The sequence below is a fragment of the Kribbella sp. VKM Ac-2571 genome (assembly GCF_004362255.1).
In the GTDB taxonomy this organism is placed as follows: domain Bacteria; phylum Actinomycetota; class Actinomycetes; order Propionibacteriales; family Kribbellaceae; genus Kribbella; species Kribbella pratensis.
Genome location: NZ_SNWS01000009.1, coordinates 269,169 through 292,096 on the forward strand (window position 1 = coordinate 269,169; position 22,928 = coordinate 292,096).

Here is a 22,928-nt window from a genome sequence, read left to right on the forward strand (position 1 = left end):
GCCAGCGAGTTATCTGAAGTCGCGGGATTTGGTGCGGGCGGCTAAGGGGAGGCGTTGGAGGTGGTCGGCGGAGAGGTTGGTTACTTCGCCGGCGCGTTCTACGCGGCCGCGGATGATCATGGCGGCGGCGTTGCGGGCGACGGCGGCGTGGCGGTGCCAGCAGCCGACGGTGATGACGATGTTCGCCATGCCGGTCTCGTCCTCGAGGTTCATGAACGTGACGCCGGAGGCGGTCGCGGGGCGTTGGCGGTGGGTGACCACGCCGGCGACCCGGACACGGGCGCCGTTCGGGGCCGCCTTCAACTCGGCCGCCGACAGGATGCCGTCGGCACGGAGCCGGTCGCGGACCCGTTGCATCGGATGGCTCTCGGTGGTGATCGAGGTGGACCACAGGTCCGCCATGTCGGCCTCGATGTCACTCATCCCGGGCAACGTCGGCGGCGGACCGGCCGCGGTGATCCCGGCCAGCTGCCCCGGTCGCTCCTCGGCCGCCCGGCCCGCTTCCCACAAGGCCTGCCGCCGGTCGAGCCCGAAGCAGTCGAACGCCCCCGCGGTCGCCAGCGCCTCGACCTGTGCCGCGGTGATTCCGGTACGCCGGACCAGGTCGGCCATCTCGGTGAACGGCCCGCCCCGCTCCCGCTCCTCGACGATCAGCTTCGCGCCCTTCTCCCCCACGGTGCGTACTTCGGACAACCCGAGCCGGACCGCAAACGCACCGTCCCGGCGATGCACTGTGGTGTCGAACGGCGCCTTCGGATCGAACGGGCCCACCAACGGCTGCGGGTCCGCCAAACACTCGTCCATCCCGGTCGGCCCGGTGAGCTCCTGCCCTTCGACCAGCAGCTCGAGCCCCGCGTCGACCCCCGAGAGATCCAGGTGCGGACGCCGTACCTCGACGCCGTGCCGGCGGGCGTCGGCGACGAGGGACTGCGGTGAGTAGAACCCCATCGGCTGCGCCCGGAGCAGCGCGGCCAGGAACGCGGCCGGGTAGTGCAGCCGCAGCCACGTGCTGGAGTAGACGAGCAGCGCGAAGCTGATCGAGTGCGACTCGGCGAACCCGAAGTTCGCGAACGCCTCGATCTTGGCGTAGATCTCGTCGGCCAGCTCCCCGGTGATCCCGTTGCCCGCCATCCCGGCGTACAGCTTGTCCTTCAGCGACGAGATCTTCTCGATCCCGCGTTTGGAGCCCATCGCGCGGCGCAGCAGGTCGGCCTCGTCGCCGTCGATCTCGCCGACCGCCATCGCCATCTGCATCAGCTGCTCCTGGAACAGCGGCACGCCCATGGTCCGCTCCAGCACCGGTTCCAGCTTGGGATGCAGGTAGGTGATCGGCTCCTCGCCGGTCCGGCGGCGGATGTACGGGTGCACGGCGCCGCCCTGGATCGGGCCGGGCCGGATCAGCGCGATCTCGGTGACCAGGTCGTAGAACCGCCGCGGTTTCAGCCGCGGCAGGGTCGCCATCTGCGCCCGGGACTCCACCTGGAACACGCCCACCGAGTCCGCGTGGCAGAGCTGGTCGTAGACCCCGGCCTCCTCCCGCGGGATCGTGTGCAGCTCCCACGACTCCCCGAGCTGCTCGCGGACCATGTCCAGGCAGTACTGCAGCGCGGCCAGCATGCCGAGCCCGAGCAGGTCGAACTTCACCAGCCCCATCCACGCGCAGTCGTCCTTGTCCCACTGCAGGACCGTGCGCTTGTCCATCCGGGCGTGCTCGATCGGCACCACCTCGCCGACCGGACGCTCGGTCAGCACCATCCCGCCGGAGTGGATCCCGAGGTGCCGCGGGAACTTCAGCAGCTCGGTCGCCATCCCCACCACCTGCGGCGGGATGTCGTGCTGGGTCGACGTGATCTCCGGGCTCCAGCCGTCCACCTGTTTCGACCACGCGTCCTGCTGACCGACGGAGTACCCGAGGGCCTTGGCCATGTCCCGGACGGCGGACTTCGGGCGGTAGGAGATCACGTTCGCCACCTGGGCCGCGTTGTGCCGGCCGTATTTCTCGTAGACGTGCTGGATCACCTCCTCGCGGCGTCCGGAGTCGAAGTCGACGTCGATGTCCGGCTCCTCGGCGCGCGTGGTGGCCAGGAACCGCTCGAACGGAAGGTTGTAGAGGATGCTGTCCACCGCGGTGATCCCGAGCGCGTAGCAGACCGCGGAGTTCGCCGCCGATCCCCTGCCCTGACAGAGGATCCCGTTGTCGTGCGCGAACTTCACGATGTCGTGCACGATCAGGAAGTACCCCGGGAAGCCCTTCTCCTCGATGACGTCGAGCTCCCGCTCCAGCCGCCCGTACGCGTCCGGGCGCGCCGCGCGCGTCCCGTACCGCTTCGCGGCGCCCTCGAAGGTCAGGTGCCGCAACCACGACATCGGGGTGTGACCGTCGGGCACGTCGCGCAGCGGCAGCTTCGGTTTCGCCCGGGCGAGGTCGAACGAGAGCTGGTCCGCCAGCGTCACCGAGCGCGCCACCGCCCCGTCGTACCGCTGGAAGCGGGCGGTCATCTCCGCGCCGGAGCGCACGAACGCCATCCCGCTCGACGGCAGCCAGCCGTCCATCGCGTCCAGGTCGCGACGGGCCCGTACGGCGGCCAGCGCGGCCGCCAGCTTGTGCTGGGCCGGGGTCGCGTAATGAACGTTGTTCGTGGCAACTACCGGGAGGCCGCGATCGGCGGCAAGGCCGGCCAGGACCCGGTTCCGAGTGGTGTCGGCGGGGACGTGATGGTCGATCAGCTCGACAACCACCCGGTCCTTGCCGAACAGCGCGGTCAGCCGGTCCAGCTCGCGTCCGGCCGCCGTCGGACCGTCGGCAAGCCCGCCGAGCTCCAGCGCCTGCCGGACCAGTCCCTTACGGCATCCGGTCAGGATCACCCAGTGGTCACGACCCTGGGCAGCCAACCGCTCCAACGAGTAGACCGGCTTCCCCTTCTCCCCGCCGGCCAGCTGCGCCTCGGTGATCTCACCGGCCAGCCTGTGGTACCCCTCCTGCCCCTCGGCCAGCACTAGCAGGTGGCTGCCTTCAGGGTCCGCCACCCCGTTCTGCGGGCCGGTCAGCCCCAGCGACAGCTCCGCCCCGAACACGGTCGGCAGCGAGTACGCCGCCGCGGCCTCGGCGAACCGGGCCGCGCCGTAGAACCCGTCGTGATCGGTCAGCGCCAACGCGTGCAGCCCTTGCCGGACGGCAGCCTCGACCAGGTCCTCCGGTTGCGAGGCGCCGTCCAGGAAGGAGAAGTTCGAGTGGACGTGGAGCTCGGCGTACGGCACCGAATGCTCCGGCCGGGTGGCCAGAGCCTTCGAAGGCACGTAGGGCCCGCGGTGCTGCGACCACGCAGGGCTGTCTCCGCCGTCGCCCGTGACCGGACGGCCGCCGTGGCTGCCCGGGCGCGAGCGGTCCGACAGCTTGCGCTCCAGCTCCGACCACTTGATCGGCGGATTGTCGTAGCCCACGGATCCATACTAGAACACGTGTTCGAGAGAGCTAAAATCGGTTGGCCGGCGCGCGACCAGGTTGGTACCGTGCCGTGGTCCGTGACAAACACGCCTGGAGGTGATGCCCCGATGAACGCTGTAGCGCAATGGGTGCTCCCCTTCCCGTGGTCACGGGCGGGCGATTGACGTAGGTGTCGCCGGGAGCGCCTCGAGAAGCACTCCCGAAAGGAAACACCTATGCACACTTCGCCTCTCACGATCTCTCGCGTCGCCGACAATCAGTGGCACGCGATCGAGAACGACCTGGTCGTCGGCCGCGGTCACGCGACGCGGCGCCTCGACGGCCGGACCTTCCTCAGCATCGACACCTGGCGCGACACCGTCTTCAACCGGCTCGCCGCCGCCATGGTGGCTGACCAGCCGCAGTACACAGTGGTCGACGAGACCGACCACGACCTCCTGACCAATTGGGTACTCGCGGGATTCACGACATCACGCCGCGAAGCGGAGTTCGTCGTACCCACCGGCCCTTCCCGAGCGACCGCGCCGCCGGGGGTGGTCATCACGACCGCCGACGAGGCTCCGCTGCGCGAGTTGGACCAGGCGATCCGCGACGAGGTCGAAGCAGGAGTCGGCTGGCAGACAATGCCCGCAGAGGTGCTGCCCTGGCAAGGCGGCACGAGGCCGATCGACCCGTCGAACTACACGGTCGCGGTGCGGGACGATCGGTACGTCGGACTGGTCCGGGTAGCCACGATGACCCGGCGCCCGCGCATCGGGCTCGTCGCCGTACGGGCAGCCGAGCAACGGCACGGTATCGCCCGGGCATTACTCGATCACGTGCTGGACGGTCTGCACAGCTGGGGATTCGAAGCCGCCACCGCGGAGGTCGACGAAACCAACACCGCCGCGCTGGCGCTGTTCGAGGGACTGGGCGCGCGCCGTACGGGCTGCAGCCTGGAACTGGTCCGCCGGCCGGGACAGGCGGCCTGACGATGCCCAGAACAGCAGGCGGCATAGAGGTCGAGGGCACCGTCGTCGAGTGCCTCCGCAACGCCAACTTCCGGGTCGAGCTCGCCAACGGGCACAAGGTCCTAGCGCATATCAGCGGAAAGATCCGGAAGAACTACATCAAGATCCTCCCCGAGGACCGCGTCCTCGTGGAGCTCAGCCCCTACGACCTGACCCGGGGCCGGATCATCTTCCGCTACCGGAACTGACGCATCTCACACACCTCCTCACCCGATCAAGACTAGAACATGTGTTCGATGACGCGGTAATCTGAAAACATGCTTGGTCGGTTCACGGTTCGGCCGTCCGACGACGGATCCAACAGGTTCGGCGTCTGGGACGGTGCGGTCAACGGGTGGCGTGCAACAGGTATCGACGACGAGGCGCAGGCGCGGGAGCTCGCCGCCGATCTCGACGTGCAGTACGACGCCCACGGTCCCCGCGCGGCGGACGCCGTACGGCACGTCGATCCCGCGCAGCCGGTGCAGCGGGCGACCTGGTCGACCGGCGAGCTGGACGTCTGGATCCGCGACAAAGGGGTCTGGCTGGGGCGGTTCCGCGACCAGGACGGACAGATCACCTGGGTCCCGGGAACCGACCTCAGACCCCTTTGACGCGGCTTCGGCTAGGGCTTCTTCCCGGGCGCGGCCGGCTTCGGGTTCGGGTCGCCGATCATCTTCTTCGGCGGCGCGACGAACCGTTCGACCGGGAGACCGCGCAGGGCGCCCTGCATAGCGGTCTGCCAGAGCGGGCCGGCGGTGCCGGAGCCGGTCGGGTCGTGGATGCGGTCGCCGTTCAGGGTCTGCCCCATCAGGTTCTTGTACGGCAGGCTCGCGTCGGCGACGACCGCGGCGGCGGCCAGGTTCGGCGTGTAACCGGAGAACCAGACGGCCAGGTTCTGCTGAATCGTTCCGGTCTTGCCGGCCATGTCGCGGATCCCGAAGCGCAGCCGCCCGCCGGTGCCGCCCGGCATCATCACCTGGCTCAGCACCCGGTTGACCCCGTCGGCGACCTGCCGCGGAATGGCCAGCCGGCAGTCGATCCCGGGCCCGGGGATCGGCCGGCCGGCCTCGTCGCGCACCGAGGTGACGACCAGCGGCTTGCAGTACTTCCCGCGCGCCGCGAACGTCGCGTACGCGTTCGACAGCATCAGCGGCGTCACGTACCCGACGCCCAGTGTCATCGACGCCACCTGGTCGAGCGGCTCGCCGGTCTGGCCGTTGTACATCCCCAGCTTGGCCGCGATCTTCGCGATCGGGCACAACCCGGTCCGCTGCGACAGTTGCAGGAAGTAGGTATTGGTGGAGAACCGCGCCGCCTCGACCATCGTCAGATTGCCGCTGTGGGTCGAGTTCTTCGGCTGGTACGTCGGGTCGCGGGTCCACCCCGAACACGTCCGGAACTTCTTGTTCCGCAGGTCGATCTGCTGGGGCGAGTTGATCCGGTAGTCCATCGGGATGCCCTTCGACAGGGCCGCCGCGATCGTGAACGCCTTCATCGTCGAGCCGTTCTGGAACCCGCCCCACCCGCCGGCGTACGACTTCTCGACGTTGAAGTTGTAGTTCGTGTGGTTGCGCCCGTTGCCGTACGGCTTGCTCTGCACCATCGCCTTGACCAGCCCGGTGCCCGGCTCGACGATCGTGATCGCGGCCACCGCGGAGTCCTTTGGCTTGCTGTGCTTGTCGATCGAGGCCTGCGCCGCGGCCTGGATCTTCGGGTCGATCGAGGTCCGGATCAGCAGCCCGCCGGTCTTCAGGTAGTGGTCGCGGTCTTTGACGGTCGCGCCGAGCGCCGGGTTGGCGAGCAGCTTGGAGACCACGTAGTCGCAGTAGAACGGGTACCGCGAGTTGGCGCAGCCGTTCGGCACCGGCTCGACCTTCGCCAGGTCGATCACCGGCGTCCGGAGCGCGTGGTTCGCCTGGCCGACGGTGATCACGCCGAGTTCGAGCATCCGCTTGATCACCAGGTCGCGGCGGGCCTTGGCGCGGGCCAGGTCGTTGGTCGGGTCGTAGCCCGACGGGTTCTTCACCAGCCCGGCGAGCAGTGCGGCCTGCGCGAGCGTGAGCTTGTCGGCCGTGGTCCGGAAGTAGTGCTGGGCCGCGGTCTGGACGCCGTACGTCCCGTCGCCGAAGTTCGCCAGGTTCAGGTACCGCTCGAGGATCTCGTCCTTGGACAGCTCGCTCTCGACCCCGATCGCGTACCGCAGCTCGGTGAGCTTGCGCTTGTACGAGACCTCGGTCGCCTTCGCCCGCTCCGCCGCGGTCTTCGCCTTCTCGACCAGGCTCATCTTCACGTACTGCTGGGTAATGCTCGACCCGCCCTGCTGCACCGCGCCGCCGCTCTCGTTGCGGACCATCGCGCGCAGCGTGCCCTTCAGGTCGAGCGCGCCGTGCTCGTAGAACCGGGAGTCCTCGATCGCCACGATCGCCTTACGCATGATCGGGCTGATCGCACTCAACCGCACCGGCACCCGGTTCTGCTCGTACAGCGTCGCGACGAGCGTGCCGTCCGCCGCCAGGATGCGGCTGCGGACGGCCAGGGGCTCGCTCTTGAACTCCTGCGGCAGACTCTCCACGGTCGTCACGACCTGCTCGGATCCCCGGCCGGCGAAGCCGGCGAACGGGATCACCAGGCCCGCCGCCAGGGCACCTGACAGCACGCTCACGCCGATGAACAGAATCAACGAGCGAGCCTTACTGCGACCGCCCCTGCCGGTACGCATACCTCCAGGCTAGTCGAGTGATCAAGCCCCGGGTACCCCGGAATTGATTGCCTCGATCAACTTCGGCCGCAGTTCACGGGCACTGATCACCGCATCAACGGACCCGACGTCGCGGGCCCGCTCGATGCTGTGCACCCGGTCGAACTCGGTCGCGACCTCGCCCAGTTTCTCTGCCCGTACGACGGTTCGCACGTCCGCGAGCTCCGTGGCCAGTGCCGCCCGCTCCGCACCGGCGGCCGCGCCGACCCGCTCGGCCAGGGACGCCACCCGCGGATCCGCTGCGGTCCGCGCGTCCACCTCCGCCGCGAACACCACCGCGGCCGCCGGCGCGCCGCCGAGCACCGACGCGAACGATCCCTCCACCGCGAGCACCGTCATCGACGGGTTCAGCGACTTCGAGAACACCACGAACGCGCCGCCGTGGTAGCGCGAGACCACGCAGAACACGATCGGCCCGCGGAAGTTCACGATCGCGCGCCCGATCTCGGCGCCGTACTCGAGCTGCAGGTTCCGCATCGAGTCCGGCGACCCGTCGAACCCGGACAGGTTCGCCAGCACCACCAGCGGACGGTTCCCGCTGGCCGAGTTGATCGCCCGCGCGACCTTCTTCGACGACCGCGGGAACAGCGTGCCGGCGGTGTAGGTGTCCGGCCCGTCGGTGGGCGGGAAGCCGCGCCGCGGCACCGACCGCGACTCGATCCCGACCAGACACACCGGGAACCCGCCGAGCCGCGCGTCCTGCACGACCGCCGTGTCGGCGTCGGCCATCCCGGCCCAGCGCTCCAGCACCGGGTGGTCCTGGTCGGTGACGGCCCGCATCAACGTGCGGATGTCGAACGCCTTCTTCCGGTCCGGGTTCGTCGCCGCCGAGAAGATCTCGCCGATCGTCTTGAAGTCGCTGCCCGCGACGTCGTGCGGGTACGGCGTGACGTCCCGGTCGACCGGGTCGTTCGTGACAGCCCGCCGGGGACCGCTCTCCCCCGGCGCGACATACGTGTGGTCGTAGTGCGTCATCAGCACGTCCCGGGCGCCCTTCAGGTCCGGCGCCCAGTACTGCGCCTGCCCGTTCGGGCCCATCACCCGGTCGTAACCGCCGATGCCGAAGTTGTCCTCGGCCGAGACACTGCCGGAGAAGTCCAGCGTCTGCTTGCCGGTCAGCACCATCGCGCTGTCCGGCGTCATCACCAGGATGCCCTTGGTGTGCATCAGCATCGTCGCCTCGGCGTTCCAGTACGGTTGCGCGCCGACGTTGATCCCCGCGACCACGACGTTGATCTCGCCGCCGGCCTGGGTGAACTCGACGATCCGCTTCAGCGCCTTCGCGACCCAGTCCATGTTCTCGGTGCCGGAGTCCATCGAGATCCGGGCGCCGGCGGACAGCGAGTACCACTCGACCGGCACGCACATCTGCTCGGCGAGGTCGAGTGCCGCGATGATCCGCGAGCACTCCGCCTCGGCCACCGCGCCGAGCGCCATGGTCGGGTCGCCGCTCATCGCGACCCGGGTGACGCCCTCCGGGTACCGCGTGGTCGGCGTGGTGACGATGCCGACGATGATGCCGGCCTTGTTCAGGCCCTTCGCCCGCTCCACCGGGACCAGGCGGCCGGCGTCGTCGAGGTCGTGCTCGACGAACGAACCGCCCTGGCCGGCGACCATGCCGCTGACCTCGTACGGGTAGATCGTGTTCCGCCGCCGGGACCGCTGCACCTTCTGCGCGTAGTCGTCGAGCGGCAGCAACCGCCCGGTCGGCGGCTGCTCGATCGACGTCACCACGCCGGCGCCGTGCTGGTAGTAGAACCGGGCCGCGACCGGGTTGATCGAGCCGTCCGGCGCGACCACGTCGCCCTGCACCAGGACCTCCTCGATCCCGGCGCCCGCGGTCATCGGGGCGATGTTGCGCTGCAGCGCGGTCACCTCGTCGACCTGGACGTCGACCACCGGCCAGATCTGCACCCAGACGTGGTTCATGTCCAGCTTGGCGCCGGCCGCGCCGCGGGCGGTCCGGGCCCGGCGGATCGCCTCCAGGCAGTTCGAGATCGCGCGCTCCGCGTGCGGCAGCGACGTGACCTGCCCGTCCTCGTCACGCACGACGGCGAACTGGCGCACCTGGGCCAGCGCAACGAGCCTGCGGTCGGCCTCGTTGTCACGGGCGACGCAGTAGTAGAGGAGCACGTCTTCCGGCGCGTCGAGGCGGGTGATGCGGAAGTCCCGCAGCCGCCACAGGTTCAGGCGGCGGCCGACCATCGGGTGCACGCCGCGGACGTTGTCGTCCTCGACCATCGACCCGCCGGCCGGGCGGTACGTGAAGTAGGAGACCGGCCGGCCCTGTCCCGGGGCGACCGCGACCGAGATCCGGCGTACCCGCTGGGCGACCGGGAGGTCGGCGACCATCCGGCGGTACAGGTCCGCGGCGTCCTGCTGCGAGTCGGGCAGGTCCGGGCCGTACAGGTAGAGCTCGACGACGGCCTCGTGGCCCGCCGTCCGGGCGTCGATCCGGTCGGTCAGCGCGCGCGACAGGCCGCTGTCCCGGTCCGCCAGCTCGGCGACCGTGCCGACCGTCGTGACGAGGTGGCTCGGGCGGTCGTCGATCGAGTAGTCGGCGGTCGCGAACGGCCGTCCGTCGACGGCGAACTCGCGCAGGTCGTGCAGCTCGTACTCGCGGTAGTGCCGCCGGACGAGCACCTCGAGCATCGGCTCGCGCTCGCCCCAGCCGCCCTCCAGCCGCTCGGCGAGGAACCGGACGATCGGCTCCGGGATCGCGGCCAGCGCGTCGATGCGCCGCTGCCGCTCCGGCGAGTCCGGGAGCGTCGCGAGGTCGGCGACCTCGTCGCCCACCCCCGCGATGATCGACGCCCGCTCGGCGTCGACCTGCGGCTGGTCGAACCACCGGAAGCGCACACTCCGGGCCAGGTCACCGACGACCGGGAACCGTAGCTGCGTGGCCAGCACCAGCCGGTCCAGCAGCTCGTGCACGCACTCGTCCAGCGGCGCCTCCGGCAGCGGATCGGCGATCCACCGCTGCAGCACGGACGTCACCAGCAGTACGTCGGGATTCGAGCGCTGCTGTGCCAGGAAGATCCGGAAAACCGCCTCCTCCAGCTCAGGGCTCCGCTCCAGACCTGTCACCCCGTAGTGGCTCAGCACCCGGGTCAACCGGGCCTGGAACTCGGCCGGCAGAGCGCCGCGGTCCGGATCCAGGCTCTGCAGGTACGTGTAGAAGTACTCCCGCGGGCTGTGCACCCGGTTCTCGAGGGTGGTGTCCGTCCCGGCCGGCCGGTTGCGGCTCAGCTCGGCGAAGTCCGCGAACACCGTCAGCAGCTCGATCTCCGGACCGATCGGCGGCCCTGAGCGCTGATGCGCAAGCTCGGACCGCGCGGCGAGGTAGTCGGCCAGCATGCCGCCCTCGTCCTGCGGGTCGATGTCGAACCCGAGCAGCATGCTCCGCAGGTCGTCCAGCCCGCGCTCCAGCCGCTCGGCCGCGGACTTCTCCCCAGTCCCGTTCGGCAGATCCAGCTGTACGCCGTTCTGAACCGGAGCGGCCTCGACTGCGGCAGCGTCGTCCGCCAGCGGCTCGAGCCGGAGCAGGGGTGCGCCCGTCTCCACCTGGCTGCCGGTCGAGACCAGCAGCTCCTTCACGGTCGCCTTGAACGGCGCGTACAGCACCGTCTCCATCTTCATGCTCTCGAGCACCAGCACCGGGGCGCCGGCCTCGACCTCGGCCCCGGTCTGCAGCGGCGTCGCCACCACGAGCGCAGGCGCGGGCGAACGCAGTACGCCGCCCTCGTCGCGACTCACGCGGTGCGTGACGCCGTCGACCTCGACCAGGTGCACCGGGCCGTGGGTCGCCGTCACCAGGCGGAACCGTTGCCCGCCGACGACCAGCCGGCTCCGGTACTCGTCCAGCCGCTCCAGCTCGGCGTCCACCACCTTGAGGTGGTCGTTGCCGTTGCCGACGCCGACCCGGAACCGCTCAGGACCGATCCGCGCCACCGTCACCCGGTAGCTCGCGCCGCGCAGCTTCAGGTCGATCGCGCGACCGACCTCGTGCTGGACCTGCGGGCGACCGCCGTGCGCGGTCTCGTACAACCGGGTGCGCTCGACCTGCTCGGCGTCCTCGTACCCCTCGATCGCGGCCGCGACCAGGGCGATACCGGAGTGCCGGTGCGAGACCAGCCGGCCCTCGCCGCGGACGCGGTCGATCCAGCCGGTGTCGGCGCTGCCGTCGATCACCTCGGGCTGGTCGAGCAGCTCGAGGATGAAGCTCTTGTTGGTCGCGCCGCCCTCGATCAGGACGGTCGTCGCCTGCATCGCGCGCCGCAGCCGCGCCAGCGCCTCCTCGCGGGTCCGCCCGTACCCGATGATCTTCGCGATCATCGAGTCGAAGTCCGCCGGGATGGTGTCCCCCGCGCTCACGCCGGTGTCGACCCGGATGCCGGGTCCGGCCGGCAGGTCGAGTACGGCGATCCGCCCGGGCGACGGCGCGAAGTCGCGGTCCGGGTCCTCGGCGTTCAGCCGGGCCTCGACCGCGTGGCCGCTCTCGATCGGCCGCACGCCCTCCAGGCGGCCGCCGGACGCGACGTGCAACTGGGCCTTCACCAGGTCGAACCCGGTGGTCAGCTCGGTGATCGGGTGCTCGACCTGGAGCCGGGTGTTCACCTCGAGGAACGCGAACGACTTCTCCCCCGGGTGGTACAGGAACTCGACCGTCGCGGCGCCCCGGTACCCGACGGCGATCGCCAGCCGCTCGGCCGACGCCTTCAGGTCGTCGACCTGGGACGCCGACAGCAGCGGGGACGCGGACTCCTCGATCACCTTCTGGTTGCGGCGCTGCACCGAGCAGTCGCGGACGCCGAGCGCCCACGCCGTACCTTCACCGTCCGCGATCACCTGGACCTCGACATGTCGCGCGCCCGTGACCAGCCGCTCGAGGAACACGACACCGCTGCCGAATGCACGGGCCGCCTCGTCACTGGTCCGCGCATACGCATCGGAGAGCTCCTCGGCGGAGCGCACCACCCGGATGCCGCGGCCACCGCCGCCGGCCGTTGCCTTGAGCATCAACGGGTACCCGATCCGCCCGGCCGCCGCGAGCGCCGCGTCCAGCGACTCGACCGCTCCACGGCTCCACGGCGCGACCGGTACGCCGACCTCCTCGGCGATCAGCTTCGAGCCGATCTTGTCGCCGAGCTTGCGCATCGCGTCGGCCGACGGGCCGATGAAGGTCACGCCGATCCGTTCGCACAGCTCCGCGAACGCCGGGTCCTCGGCGACGAAGCCCCAGCCGACCCAGGCGGCGTCCGCCCCGGTCTCGCGGAGTGCGCGCTCCAGGACCTTCAGGTCCAGGTACGGCCGGGCCGACGCCGGCCCGAGCGGGTACGTGATGTCCGCCGCGCGCACGAAGGTCGCGGTGCGCTCGCCGTCGGTGAACAAGGCCACGGTCTCGATCGGGTCACCGCCTTCGGCGTTGACTTCGCGGACCGCGTTGATCAGCCGCATCGCGGCTTCACCCCGGTTCACTATTGCGATACGCTTGAACATCGACCGCCTCCGTGTCTCACCCTGAGTTTCGCGGACAGACCTCTCCCCTGGATCGCAGGAGACAGGTGTCGCTGGCACAGGTTTTCAGCCCATCGCCGTTACCGTCGAGTCGGCCCCCCTCCTAGGCGTGTTTCCAGCTCTGCTACCACCCCGGCCGACACCCGGCTGTGACCCTGACCCCGGGGTGTGGAAACCTCCAGGGCAGGGCTTCTGGGAGGGGATGAAGAACGTGACCGACGCGTTGATCGACCGGCTGCGGGGCGAGGTGGCCGGACCGGTGCTGGCACCGGGCGACAAGGGGTACGACGAGGAGCTGTCCGGGTTCAACCTGGCGGTGACGCACACGCCGGACGTCGTGGTCGGGCTGATGTCCGAGGCCGACGCCGTCGCGGTGGTCCGCGCCGCGGCCGAGACAGGTACGCCGGTCCGCGTGCTGGCGACCGGCCACGGCATCCCGAACCCGATCCGGGGCGGGATCGTGGTGACCACCCGGCGGATGACCGGTGTGACCGTGGACGCCGAGGAACAGGTCGCGCACATCGCGGCCGGCACCCAGTGGGCCGAGGTGATCGCAGCGGCCGCGCCGTACGGGCTGGCGCCGATCACCGGCGCGTCCGACGCGGTCGGCTGCATCGGGTACACCCTCGGCGGCGGCCTCGGCCCGCTCGCCCGGACGTACGGGTTCTCCTCCGACTGGGCGCGTGAGTTCCGGGTCGTGACGGCGGCCGGCGAAGTGGTGACCGCGAACGAGACCGAGCACCCGGACCTGTTCTGGGCGTTGCGCGGCGGCAAGGGCGGCTTCGGCATCGTCACCGCGATGGACTTCGGCCTCGTCGAGATGCGCACCCTGTACGGCGGCTCGGTGTTCTTCGACGCGGAGCACATCGCGGCCGCGCTGACCACCTGGGCCGAGTGGACGAACGCGCTGCCGGAGAGCGCGAACTCGTCGGTCGTGATCCTGCGGCTGCCGCCGCTCGAGTTCATCCCCGAACCGCTGCGCGGCAAGACGGTGCTGAGCGTGCGTTTCGCGTACGTCGGTGACGCGGCCGACGGCAAGCGGCTCTTCCAGCCGATCCGCGCCGCCGCTCCGGCGCTGATCGACGCCGTCGGCGAGATGCCGGCGAGCGACATCGCGCTGATCCACAACGACCCGAAGGACCCGACGCCGTCGTGGGACCGCGGGCTGATGCTGGCCGAGCTGGACGCCGAGTTCGTCGCCACGTTCCTGGACGTGGCCGGCCCGGAGCAGCAGCTCCCGCTGGTCGCGGTCGAGCTCCGGCACCTCGGCGGCGCGACCGAACGCGACGTGCCCGAGGGCAGCGCGGTCGGCGGCCGGAGTGGGGCGTGCACGCTGACACTGATCGGCGTACCGGACCCGAGCCTGTTCGAAAAGGTGCTTCCGGCAACGGTCGACGGGGTCCTCGAGCGGCTCGAGCCGTGGGTGTCCGAGGAGACCACGGTGAACTTCTCCGGCGGGTTCGCGCTGCCGGGGTCGTACGAGAAGTCGTGGCCGGCGGACACGCTCGCGCGACTGGCCGACGTACGGTCGGCCTACGACCCGGACACGCTGTTCCCGTTCGGGCCCCGCCAGGAGAACTCCGGTTCGTAACCGAGCAGGCGGCGCGCCTTCTCGATCGACAGCAACGTCTCGTTCGGGCCGAACGGGCGCTTGACTCCTACGCCGGGGAACACCTCGGCGAGGAGCTCCTCGTTCGGCCGGGACATCACCGTGTCGGCGTTCGCGACGATGAACACGTCCGTCCCGGTCACGCCGTACTCGAGCGCCTTGCGGACGGCCTGTGCACCGTCGCGGGCGTCGATGTAGCCCCAGAGGTTCCACTTGCGGGCGTGGGCGTCCGCGTCGAACGCCGGGAACCGCGCGTAGTCCTCCGGGTACATCACGTTGGAGAAGCGCAGCCCGATCAGCTTCAGGTCCGGATGCCACCGGCACAGCTGCCGGGCCAGCTCCTCCTCGAGCGTCTTGACCAGCGAATACGTGCTGTTCGGCCGCGGCGGATAGTCCTCGTCGACCGGCACGTACGGCGGGAACTCGTCGAACGGCAGGCCCAGCACGGTCTCGCTCGACGCCCACACGATGTTGCGGACGCCGGCTCGCAGCGCCGCCGAGAACACGTTGTACGTCACGGTCATGTTGTTCTGGAACGTCGCCGCGTTCGGCCGCAGGCCCGGGGCCGGGATCGCGGCGAGGTGCACGACCGCGTCGACGCCGTCGTGCCGGTCGTCGATCCCGGCGATCGCCTCGTAGGTCTGGCCGAAATCGGTCAGGTCCAGCCGCGTCGACGTCACGTCGGCGCGTGCCGGTGCGGCCTGGTCGAGTGCGATCACGTCCCAACCGTGGTCCGCCAGGTGATCGACGACGGCTCTGCCGAGCTTGCCGCTGCTTCCGGTGACCGCAACCCGCCTCGCTTCGTTCACCACGCGATCATCGCACTAGGGTGTGAGAAGCCACCGCGGAAGGACACATCGTGAAACTTGCTGGCCGGATGGATCGGCTGGGGACCGAGTCTGCGTTCGAGGTTCTCGCGAAAGCGAAGGCCCTGGAGGCACGGGGTCGCGAGATCGTGCATCTCGAGATCGGCGAACCGGACTTCGACACGCCGCCGCATGTGATCGCGGCCGCGCAGCAGGCCCTGGACAAGGGGTTCACCCACTACGTGCCGGCGCCCGGCATCCCCGAGCTGCGGACCGCGGTCGCGGACTTCCTGGAGCGCACTGGCCGGCTGCGCACGACGCCCGACCGGGTGCTGATCACGCCCGGCGCGAAGCCGATCATGTTCTTCACGATCCTGGCGCTCTGCGAGGAGGGCGACGAGGTCCTCTACCCGGACCCCGGGTTCCCGATGTACGCGTCGATCGCGTCCTTCGCCGGCGCGACGCCGGTGCCGGTGCCGTTGCGGGAGGAGAACGGCTTCGTCATCGACCCCGAGGAACTGCGGTCGCTGGTGACGGACCGGACCAAGCTGCTGATCCTCAACTCCCCGCACAACCCGTGCGGCAGCGCGTCGACGCCCGAACAGCTGCAGGCGATCGCCGAAATCGCGATCGAGCACGACCTCGTCGTCCTGAGCGACGAGGTCTACTGGGCGCTGCGGTACGACGGGGAGCACCACAGCGTGCTCGACGTCGACGGAATGGCTTCCCGGACCGTCCTTCTCGACGGCTGGTCGAAGACGTTCGCGATGACAGGCTGGCGACTGGGCTTCGGCGTGTTCCCGGAGCCGCTGGTGGAGCCGGTGACGCGGCTGATGATCAACTCGGTGTCGTGTACGTCGGCGTTCAGCCAGCACGCCGCGATCGCAGCCCTCGAAGGGCCGTGGGACGACGTCGACCGGATGCTCGAGGCGTTCCGCGAACGACGCGAAGTGATCGTCTCCGGGCTCAACGCCGTACCGGGTGTGTCGTGTGTGGAACCGGGTGGGGCGTTCTACGCGTTCCCGAACATCAGCGAGCTCGGCGTGTCGGCGGCGGTCCTGTCAGACAGGTTGCTCGACGAGGCCGGGGTCGCGTGTCTGCCCGGTACGTCGTTCGGCATCTACGGCGAGAACCACCTGCGTTTCTCGTACGCCAACTCGGTCGAGAACATCCGCAAGGCGCTGGAGGCCTTCACGACTCTTGTGCGCTGACCGCCAGCAACCAGTCAGCGCTGACCACCCGGTACCCGAGCCCGTACAGCCCGCGCAGGATCCCCGGAACATGCCGGGCGCCGTACACGACCGCGACCTCGATGTCGGGTGACAGCAGCGTGCGCCGGCCGGCGAAGAACTGCCCGATCGACGAGGAGCAGGTCGCGCTCGCGCAGGCGGGACTCGACCGCACGGAAGAACCGGGGTTCCGCCACGTGCAGCATCGGGAAGATCACGATGCAAGGGCCGCCGCCGCGCCTTGTCAGCCGCAGTACGGCGGACCTGGTCCCCACGATGCTGTTCTCGATGATCTGCATGGTCCCCACCCCCTCCTGACAGTGTCGGATCCGGCGGGGTCAGCCGTGTGACACAGTTGGCTGATCATGAGCAACCAGCACGGGCATACCCATCGGCTCGACCTCGACGACGCCTCGGTCCGCGAATGGGACGCGACGGTCGTCGGCGTGGATCCGGAGCGCGGGATCGTGCTCGACCGGTCCGCGTTCTACCCCGGTGGCGGCGGGCAGCCGCCGGATCAGGGTGTGCTGCTGTGGGGCGGCGTGCGGACGCGGATCGTGGGGACGACCAAGGGTGACGACCTGTACCTGGTGCCGCACGAGGAGGACCCGGTGCCGGCGGCCGGGACCGCGGTGCGCGGGGCGCTCGACGACGAGCGGCGTACTCAGCTGATGCGGACGCACTCCGGGCTGCATGTGCTGACCGGCGTGGTGTTCCGCGACTTCGGCGCGCTCGTCACGGGCGGGAACATGGAACCGCTGTCGGCGCGGATGGACTTCGATCTGGCCGACGTACCGCCCGACTTCAAGGACCGGGTCGCCGAGGCCGTCAACGCGGAGATCCGCACCGACCGGCGGATCACGACCAGCTTTCTCCCGCGCGAGGAGGCGTTCGCGATCCCGGACATCATCCGGACGGCGACGAACCTGCTCCCGCCCGATATCGAGATCGTCCGGATCGTCGACATCGCCGGCCTCGACACCCAGGCCGACGGCGGCACGCACGTCGCTTCGACCGCGCTGATCGGCCGCATGGAGGTCGTCAAAATGGAGAGCAAAGGCAGAGGCTTCCGCCGCCTCCGCGTCCGGATCACCTGACGCGCGGCTTCTTCTTCTGCTCCGCTTCTTGCCGGCGAACCTCGGCCAGCGTTGCACGTTCGTGCTCCAGCCAGTCCGGGTTCTCTTCCCGGATGGCCTCGATGTCGTCCGTGGTCAGCGCCTCGGTGATCCCGGCCCGGGCCAGGCCGCTGATCGAGACGCCGAGCCTGGCCGCAACCACCGACCGCGGGTGCGGCCCGGTCCGGCGGAGCTCCCGCAGCCACTCGGGCGGGTCGGCCTGCAGCGCGTTCAGCTCGTCCCGCGACACGACGCCCTCCTGGAACTCCGCGGGCGTGGCCGGGAGGTACACGTCCAGCTTCTTCGCCGCCGTGGCAGGCTTCATGGTCTGGGGTGTCTTGCGCGCCGTCATGGCAGCAGCGTAACGCCCGGTAACCTCAGAGCCGTGACCGGATTCCGGCTGGGCTACGTCCCCGGCGTGACACCCGCCAAATGGGTTCGGATCTGGACGGAGCGACTCCCCCGCGTCCCGCTCGAACTCGTCCAGGTCTCTGCCGCCGACGCCCCTGACCTGGTACGCCGGGGTGCCGCCGACTCCGTCCTCCTGCGCCTCCCGATCGACCGCACCGGACTGCACGCCATCCCGCTGTACGTCGAGCAGACGGTCGTCGTGGTGCCCAAGGACCACCTGATCACCGCGGCCGAGGAGGTCACCGTCGACGACCTGGCCGACGAGCTGATGCTGCACCCGCAGGACGACGTACTCGACTGGGACCGCCCGCCCGGCCGGCTGATCGACGAGCGCCCCGCCCGCACCGGCGACGCGATCGAGCTGGTTGCCATGGGCACCGGGCTGCTGGTGGTACCGCAGTCACTGGCCCGGCTGCACCACCGCAAGGACCTGACCTATCGCCCGCTGACCGGCGTGCCGGAGTCGCAGGTAGCGCTGAGCTGGCCGGAGGACGAGACCAGTGAACTGGTCGAGCACTTCATCGGCATCGTCCGCGGCCGGACCACGAACAGCACCCGCGGGCCTGCTACGCCCACACGACAGAAGAAGCCGGCCGCCCAGCCTGCCAAGCCGGCCCGGCCGAAGAAACCCCGTCGCCGTCGCTAGCACTGGAAATAAGTTGAGGCTTCAACTACTATCTCTGGTATGGCGATCTTCCGGTTGAACCACGCGGTCCTGTACGTGCGCGACGTCGCGGCGAGCGTCGCGTTCTACCGAGACGTCCTCGGCTTCGGCTACACCGAGACCGGCGACGCCATTCCCGGCGCGGCGTTCCTCCGCGCGCCCGGGTCGAGCAACGACCACGACCTGGGCCTGTTCCAGATCGGGTCGCAGGCCGGACCGTCGGGCGCCGGACGGACGACGGTCGGCCTCTACCACCTGGCCTGGGAGGTCGACACCCTCGGCGACCTCGAGGACCTGGCCGGCAAGCTCAGCGAGCACGACGCCCTGGTCGGCGCGTCCGACCACGGGACCACGAAGTCCCTGTACGGCAAGGACCCCGACGGCCTCGAGTTCGAGATCGTCTGGATCATCCCCGCCGACCTCCTCACCGACGAGGACCGCAACAAGACCGGCATCTCCCGCCTCAACCTCCCCGCCGAAATCACGAAGTACGGCCGCGAGGCCCGCAGCGGAGTAGGTATCTCCCGCGTCGGCTGATCTGGGGCGCTAACGACAGGAGGTGTCCGGCGATCGAGGCCAGTCCGCGGCCGGCTCACGCGGGCAACGACGTCTACGTATAGGACTACGTCCTGTCGTTACGGCAGCTTCAGCCGCGGGTGATCTGTTCTGCGATACGTAGTGCGCCAGCCAGGACGGTGAGGACTGGGTTGACGCCTCCGTTGGTGACGTGGACGGAGGCGTCGGTGATCCACAGGTTGTCGTGGCCCCAGACCCGGCCGTGGGGATCGGTGACCGATCGGGCCGGGTCGTCGCCCATCCGGCAGGTCCCCGCCTGATGCTGGCCGGTGCTGGCGGACCCCACCGCGCCGATCTCGCCGACGGACGTCCGGACCGCACCCGCTTCCTCGAGCCAGGCCTTTGCTTTGGCACTCATGAACTGATGGGCGCGGAGGTCCTCGGGATGGATCGACCCACTCGTCACCACGACCGGATTGCCGAAGCGGTCGACGACGGACGGATCGACGCGGACGCGGGATTCCGACGAAGTGACTTCCTGGATCGGGCCGACGACCCGGAGCATCCGCCGTACCTCACGCCGCATCGCCTGCATGCTCTCCGCACCGGCCCGCGGGATCAGCCCGGCCCCGGTCAGATAGTCGTACACCGCAGCGGGCGTCGGCACGAACTCGTTGGCGAGCATGCCGCCGCCGACGATCCCGTCGTTCCCGTGCCGGAAGTCGCAGGTCGCGATCGAGACACCGGGCCCGACGAGATCGACCACCTCGTCCTCGAACAGCCCGACCGCTCCGGCGTACACATGCGCCTGCAGATGCCGGCCGACCTGATCCTGGTTGTTGCCGATCCCGTTCGGCTCGCCGTCGTGAGCGCTGTTGAGAAGCAGCCGTGGCGTCTCCGAAGCACCCGCCGCGACCACCACCTCTTCGCACGCCACGGTCCGTCGCCAGATCCCGCCGTACCCGTCGCTCGCGACCAGCGCGACACCGACCACCCGGCCGGTCGCGTCGGTGACGAGTCGCTCGGCCGTCGTCTCGGTGACCAGCGTGCAGTTCCCGGTCGCGAGCGCTGCGGGCAGCGCGGTGTTGTGCGTCCCGGCCTTCGCTTCCACCGGGCAGGCGAACCCGACGCACAGACCGCACCGAACGCATCCGGAGCGCCCTTGGTAGTCGACCGAGTTGATCAGCAGCGGTACGTCGAGAGTCCCCCAGCCCAGTCGCTCGGCAGCTCCCGCCAACAGATCAGCCGGCCCGGTCCTGGGCAGCGGCGGCATCGGCAGCGGGATGGACCGCGGCCCGTGCCACGGGTCGACGCCACCGCCGCTCACCCCGAACCGTTGCTCCGCCAACGAGTAGTAGGGCTCCAGCTCGTCGTACGAGATCGGCCAATCGGCGAGCGCACTTCGCTCCGGTACGCCGTACGTCGTGGCCATCCGGAAGTCCTGCGGGACGAACCGCCACGCCTGCGCGCCGTACACCCGCGTGCCGCCGCCGACCGTGAACGCGTTGTTCCCCCACCCACCGTCCGGCGGAAGCACCTGGCTTCGCACACCGTCCACCACTGATACCCGCGGGCGCCCTGCCGGGTCCGGATCCGTCAGCGCCGGCAGACCCGCCACGGACCGCGGATTCCGGAGGTGATCGCGCGCCAGCGACTCCGTCGACGGGTAGCTGCCCAGCTCGACCACCAGCACCGACCGCCCTGACTCCGCCAGCACCTGAGCGGCCGCACCCCCACCGGCCCCCGAGCCGACCACCACAACGTCGTACCGCTCCCCCAGCTCGTCCCGAGGCGTCACTCGCAACTCGGTCTGCACCGGCGCAAACTCCTCGCTCCGCCACCCGACCGTCTCCCACGTCGCCGGCTGCGCGTAGTACCCCTGCGCGATCAGCCGCACCAGCCAGGCCCGATCCGCACCAGCCTCGTCCGCCAGCGCACGCTCGACCCGCCCGACCCAGTCCGGCCGATCCTCCGTCAGCACCCGCTCGACAAACCCCGCCGCCGCCCATCCCTCCCCCGGCAGCACGAACTCCGCCAACCGCTCCAACTCACTCCGCTGCTCCTCAGACAAGCGCACGCGCAAAATCCTTTCACGCACTACCGGCACCCGCAGCTTTGTACTTGTGGGTCCATTTTTGCCGAGGAACTCTGTGGATATGGCACTAGATGACTACTACCTGCTCGGGCGGTCGGGGCTGCGTGTCAGCCGGCTCGCACTGGGCACCATGAACTTCGGGCAAGCCGGGTTCCACGCGCCGTACGGCAAGACCGAGGACGAGGCGCGGGCGATCTTCCGGACCTACGTCGAGGCCGGTGGCAACTTCATCGACACCGCCGACTTCTACACCGCGGGTGAGAGCGAGCGGATCCTCGGCCGGTTGATCGCCGAGGCCGGCGTCCGGGAGCGGATGGTCCTCACCACCAAAGCCACCAACAGCGTCGACTCCGGCGACCCGAACGCGGGCGGCAACAGCCGCAAGCACCTCATCCGCGCGCTGGACGAGTCCCTGCGCCGACTCGGCACGGACTACGTCGACCTGTTCCTGCTGCACACCTGGGACCGCATCACCCCGGTCGACGAGGTACTCCGAACCCTCGACGACCTCGCCCGCGCCGGCAAGATCAGGTACGCCGGACTGTCCGACGTACCCGCCTGGTACGCCGCTCGCGCGCAGACTCTGGCCGACGCGCATTCGCTGACCCCGATGGTCAGCCTGCAGCTGCCGTACTCGCTGATCGAGCGGACGATCGAGACCGAGCACGTACCGGTCGCGCAGCAACTCGGGCTGGGCGTCACCGCGTGGAGCCCGCTCGGCGGCGGATTCCTGACCGGGAAGTACCGGCGCGACGACACCCGGCAGATGGCCGGCGAGGGTCGGCTCACCGGCGACGGCGCCGCTGGGCAAACCTGGTCGGACCGGCAGTGGGAGCTGCTGACGACGGTGCGCGACGTGGCCGAGAAGCTTGGCGTGACAATGGCCCAGGTCGCGGTCAACTGGGCCGCGACGCAGCCTGGTGTCGCGTCCGCGATCGTCGGTGCGAGCCGTCCGGAGCAACTGGAGTCCAGCATCGCCGCCCTCGGCTTCGAGTTGCCGGCCGAGTTACGCGCGGCCCTCGACGACGCGAGCGCCGTACCGCCGTCGTCGGTCTACCGGATGTTCACACCGGAGTACCAGAACTGGATCATCAGCCCGGGGACGAAGGTCGCCGACAAGCCGGCCGGCTACCGGCCGCCGGTCGTCAACTGGAGCTAGTCCGCCGCGGTGGTCCGCAGGTAGTCCAGGCACAGGTCGAGCGCGTACTCCAGATGCGTCGACGTTCCCGACGACATCAGGATCGCGACGCCGCCCTGGATCGCGGCAATCAGCGCGGCCGAGGCGCGGGCGGGATCCACAGCGGCACGGATCTCGCCCGCGGCCTTCATCTCCTCGATGCCGACTTCGAGCCGACGCTGCCACTGCGCGAGCAACTGGGCGGTCACCGCCTGCGCGGCCGGGGTGTGCCGGCCGATCTCGGTGATCAGTACGCCGAGCGGGCAGTTCACGCCCTGCCGCCGGTACTTCTCGACCACGGCGTCCCGCCAGTCGTTCCACGCGTCCCAGCTGGTCAGCTGTCCGAGGTGCGGCTCCTGGTCCTCGAGCACCTGCTCGGCCTCGCGCTCGGCGACCGCGAGCAGCAACTGTTCCTTGCCGTCCGGGAAGTAGTGGAAGAGCTGACTCTTGCCGGTCCGGCTGCGCCGGCCGATGTCGTCCAGCTTCACAGCGCTGATCCCATGCTCGCGGATCTCGGCCGCAGCCGCCGCCACGATCCGCTCCCTGGTCGCCGCACCCTTCGCCGTCAGCACGCGCCCAAATGTACCCGCTGGT

General features: G+C 69.9%; 17 protein-coding genes. 9 read left to right on the forward strand and 8 right to left on the reverse strand.

Annotation, left to right across the window (positions count from 1 at the left end):
• Positions 1-9: 9 nt before the first annotated feature.
• Positions 10-3,441, reverse strand: a complete 3,432-nt coding sequence (locus EV651_RS21645; RefSeq protein WP_133787022.1) for an error-prone DNA polymerase — start codon at positions 3,439-3,441, stop codon at positions 10-12.
• A 219-nt stretch (positions 3,442-3,660) separates the two neighbouring features.
• Here EV651_RS21645 and EV651_RS21650 point away from each other — a divergent pair, with 219 nt between their 5' ends.
• The 3 genes from EV651_RS21650 (at position 3,661) to EV651_RS21660 (ending at position 5,048) form a co-directional block, all read left to right on the forward strand.
• On the forward strand, positions 3,661-4,416 hold the full coding sequence (locus EV651_RS21650; protein WP_133787023.1) for a GNAT family N-acetyltransferase: 756 nt from the start codon (positions 3,661-3,663) through the stop codon (positions 4,414-4,416).
• A 2-nt stretch (positions 4,417-4,418) separates the two neighbouring features.
• On the forward strand, positions 4,419-4,643 hold the full coding sequence (gene infA / locus EV651_RS21655) for a translation initiation factor IF-1 (protein ID WP_133787024.1): 225 nt from the start codon (positions 4,419-4,421) through the stop codon (positions 4,641-4,643).
• A 69-nt stretch (positions 4,644-4,712) separates the two neighbouring features.
• Positions 4,713-5,048, forward strand: a complete 336-nt coding sequence (locus tag EV651_RS21660; protein ID WP_133787025.1) for a hypothetical protein — start codon at positions 4,713-4,715, stop codon at positions 5,046-5,048.
• Positions 5,049-5,059: 11 nt separating this feature from the next.
• Here the strand turns inward: EV651_RS21660 and EV651_RS21665 are convergent, their stop codons facing one another.
• Together EV651_RS21665 and EV651_RS21670 are read right to left on the reverse strand one after the other, a co-directional pair.
• Positions 5,060-7,156: a transglycosylase domain-containing protein gene (locus tag EV651_RS21665; protein WP_133787026.1), complete on the reverse strand. Its 2,097-nt coding sequence runs from the start codon at positions 7,154-7,156 to the stop codon at positions 5,060-5,062.
• 21 nt (positions 7,157-7,177) lie between these two features.
• Entirely contained in the window at positions 7,178-12,694 is a 5,517-nt protein-coding gene (locus EV651_RS21670) for a carboxyl transferase domain-containing protein (protein ID WP_133787027.1), read from the reverse strand.
• A 220-nt stretch (positions 12,695-12,914) separates the two neighbouring features.
• Between EV651_RS21670 and EV651_RS21675 the strand changes: the two genes are divergently transcribed.
• Entirely contained in the window at positions 12,915-14,303 is a 1,389-nt protein-coding gene (locus EV651_RS21675; protein ID WP_133787028.1) for an FAD-binding oxidoreductase, read from the forward strand.
• On the opposite strand, the gene EV651_RS21680 is transcribed toward EV651_RS21675, so the two are convergent.
• Complete coding sequence (locus tag EV651_RS21680) at positions 14,246-15,130, reverse strand: NAD(P)-dependent oxidoreductase (RefSeq protein ID WP_133787029.1); 885 nt, start codon at positions 15,128-15,130, stop codon at positions 14,246-14,248. The two genes, EV651_RS21675 and EV651_RS21680, sit on opposite strands and share 58 nt — an antisense overlap.
• 50 nt (positions 15,131-15,180) lie before the next feature.
• Between EV651_RS21680 and EV651_RS21685 the strand changes: the two genes are divergently transcribed.
• Positions 15,181-16,338: a pyridoxal phosphate-dependent aminotransferase gene (locus tag EV651_RS21685; RefSeq protein ID WP_202870447.1), complete on the forward strand. Its 1,158-nt coding sequence runs from the start codon at positions 15,181-15,183 to the stop codon at positions 16,336-16,338.
• Here the strand turns inward: EV651_RS21685 and EV651_RS21690 are convergent.
• Complete coding sequence (locus tag EV651_RS21690; RefSeq protein WP_133787030.1) at positions 16,319-16,531, reverse strand: hypothetical protein; 213 nt, start codon at positions 16,529-16,531, stop codon at positions 16,319-16,321. The genes EV651_RS21685 and EV651_RS21690 overlap by 20 nt on opposite strands.
• Positions 16,532-16,721: 190 nt before the next feature.
• Between EV651_RS21690 and EV651_RS21695 the strand changes: the two genes are divergently transcribed.
• Positions 16,722-17,453, forward strand: coding sequence for an alanyl-tRNA editing protein (locus tag EV651_RS21695; protein ID WP_133787031.1), 732 nt, complete (start codon positions 16,722-16,724; stop codon positions 17,451-17,453).
• Here EV651_RS21695 and EV651_RS21700 read toward each other — a convergent pair.
• Positions 17,446-17,823, reverse strand: a complete 378-nt coding sequence (locus EV651_RS21700) for a DUF5997 family protein (RefSeq protein WP_133787032.1) — start codon at positions 17,821-17,823, stop codon at positions 17,446-17,448. The two genes, EV651_RS21695 and EV651_RS21700, sit on opposite strands and share 8 nt — an antisense overlap.
• A 33-nt stretch (positions 17,824-17,856) precedes the next feature.
• Here EV651_RS21700 and EV651_RS21705 point away from each other — a divergent pair, with 33 nt between their 5' ends.
• Together EV651_RS21705 and EV651_RS21710 are read left to right on the forward strand one after the other, a co-directional pair.
• Positions 17,857-18,528, forward strand: a complete 672-nt coding sequence (locus EV651_RS21705; protein ID WP_133787033.1) for a LysR family substrate-binding domain-containing protein — start codon at positions 17,857-17,859, stop codon at positions 18,526-18,528.
• 39 nt (positions 18,529-18,567) lie between these two features.
• Positions 18,568-19,083 carry a VOC family protein gene (locus tag EV651_RS21710; RefSeq protein ID WP_133787034.1) on the forward strand — a complete coding sequence of 172 codons (516 nt, stop codon included), beginning with the start codon at positions 18,568-18,570 and terminating at the stop codon, positions 19,081-19,083.
• Positions 19,084-19,192: 109 nt separating this feature from the next.
• Here EV651_RS21710 and EV651_RS21715 read toward each other — a convergent pair whose 3' ends face one another.
• Entirely contained in the window at positions 19,193-21,139 is a 1,947-nt protein-coding gene (locus EV651_RS21715) for a GMC family oxidoreductase (RefSeq protein ID WP_202870448.1), read from the reverse strand.
• A gap of 79 nt (positions 21,140-21,218) precedes the next feature.
• Between EV651_RS21715 and EV651_RS21720 the strand changes: the two genes are divergently transcribed.
• The gene (locus tag EV651_RS21720) at positions 21,219-22,316 is read left to right on the forward strand and encodes an aldo/keto reductase (protein WP_133787035.1); all 1,098 of its coding nucleotides are present in this window, start codon (positions 21,219-21,221) and stop codon (positions 22,314-22,316) included.
• Here EV651_RS21720 and EV651_RS21725 read toward each other — a convergent pair.
• Positions 22,313-22,906 carry a TetR/AcrR family transcriptional regulator gene (locus EV651_RS21725; RefSeq protein ID WP_133787036.1) on the reverse strand — a complete coding sequence of 198 codons (594 nt, stop codon included), beginning with the start codon at positions 22,904-22,906 and terminating at the stop codon, positions 22,313-22,315. The two genes, EV651_RS21720 and EV651_RS21725, sit on opposite strands and share 4 nt — an antisense overlap.
• Between the last annotated feature and the right edge of the window lie 22 nt (positions 22,907-22,928).

Coding starts and splice junctions, on each gene's coding strand:
- EV651_RS21650 (WP_133787023.1), top strand. CDS start 3,661: ATGCACACTTCGCCTCTCACGATCTCTCGCGTCGCCGACAATCAGTGG.
- infA (WP_133787024.1), top strand. CDS start 4,419: ATGCCCAGAACAGCAGGCGGCATAGAGGTCGAGGGCACCGTCGTCGAG.
- EV651_RS21660 (WP_133787025.1), top strand. CDS start 4,713: ATGCTTGGTCGGTTCACGGTTCGGCCGTCCGACGACGGATCCAACAGG.
- EV651_RS21665 (WP_133787026.1), bottom strand. CDS start 7,156: ATGCGTACCGGCAGGGGCGGTCGCAGTAAGGCTCGCTCGTTGATTCTG.
- EV651_RS21670 (WP_133787027.1), bottom strand. CDS start 12,694: ATGTTCAAGCGTATCGCAATAGTGAACCGGGGTGAAGCCGCGATGCGG.
- EV651_RS21675 (WP_133787028.1), top strand. CDS start 12,915: ATGAAGAACGTGACCGACGCGTTGATCGACCGGCTGCGGGGCGAGGTG.
- EV651_RS21695 (WP_133787031.1), top strand. CDS start 16,722: ATGAGCAACCAGCACGGGCATACCCATCGGCTCGACCTCGACGACGCC.
- EV651_RS21700 (WP_133787032.1), bottom strand. CDS start 17,823: ATGACGGCGCGCAAGACACCCCAGACCATGAAGCCTGCCACGGCGGCG.
- EV651_RS21710 (WP_133787034.1), top strand. CDS start 18,568: ATGGCGATCTTCCGGTTGAACCACGCGGTCCTGTACGTGCGCGACGTC.
- EV651_RS21720 (WP_133787035.1), top strand. CDS start 21,219: ATGGCACTAGATGACTACTACCTGCTCGGGCGGTCGGGGCTGCGTGTC.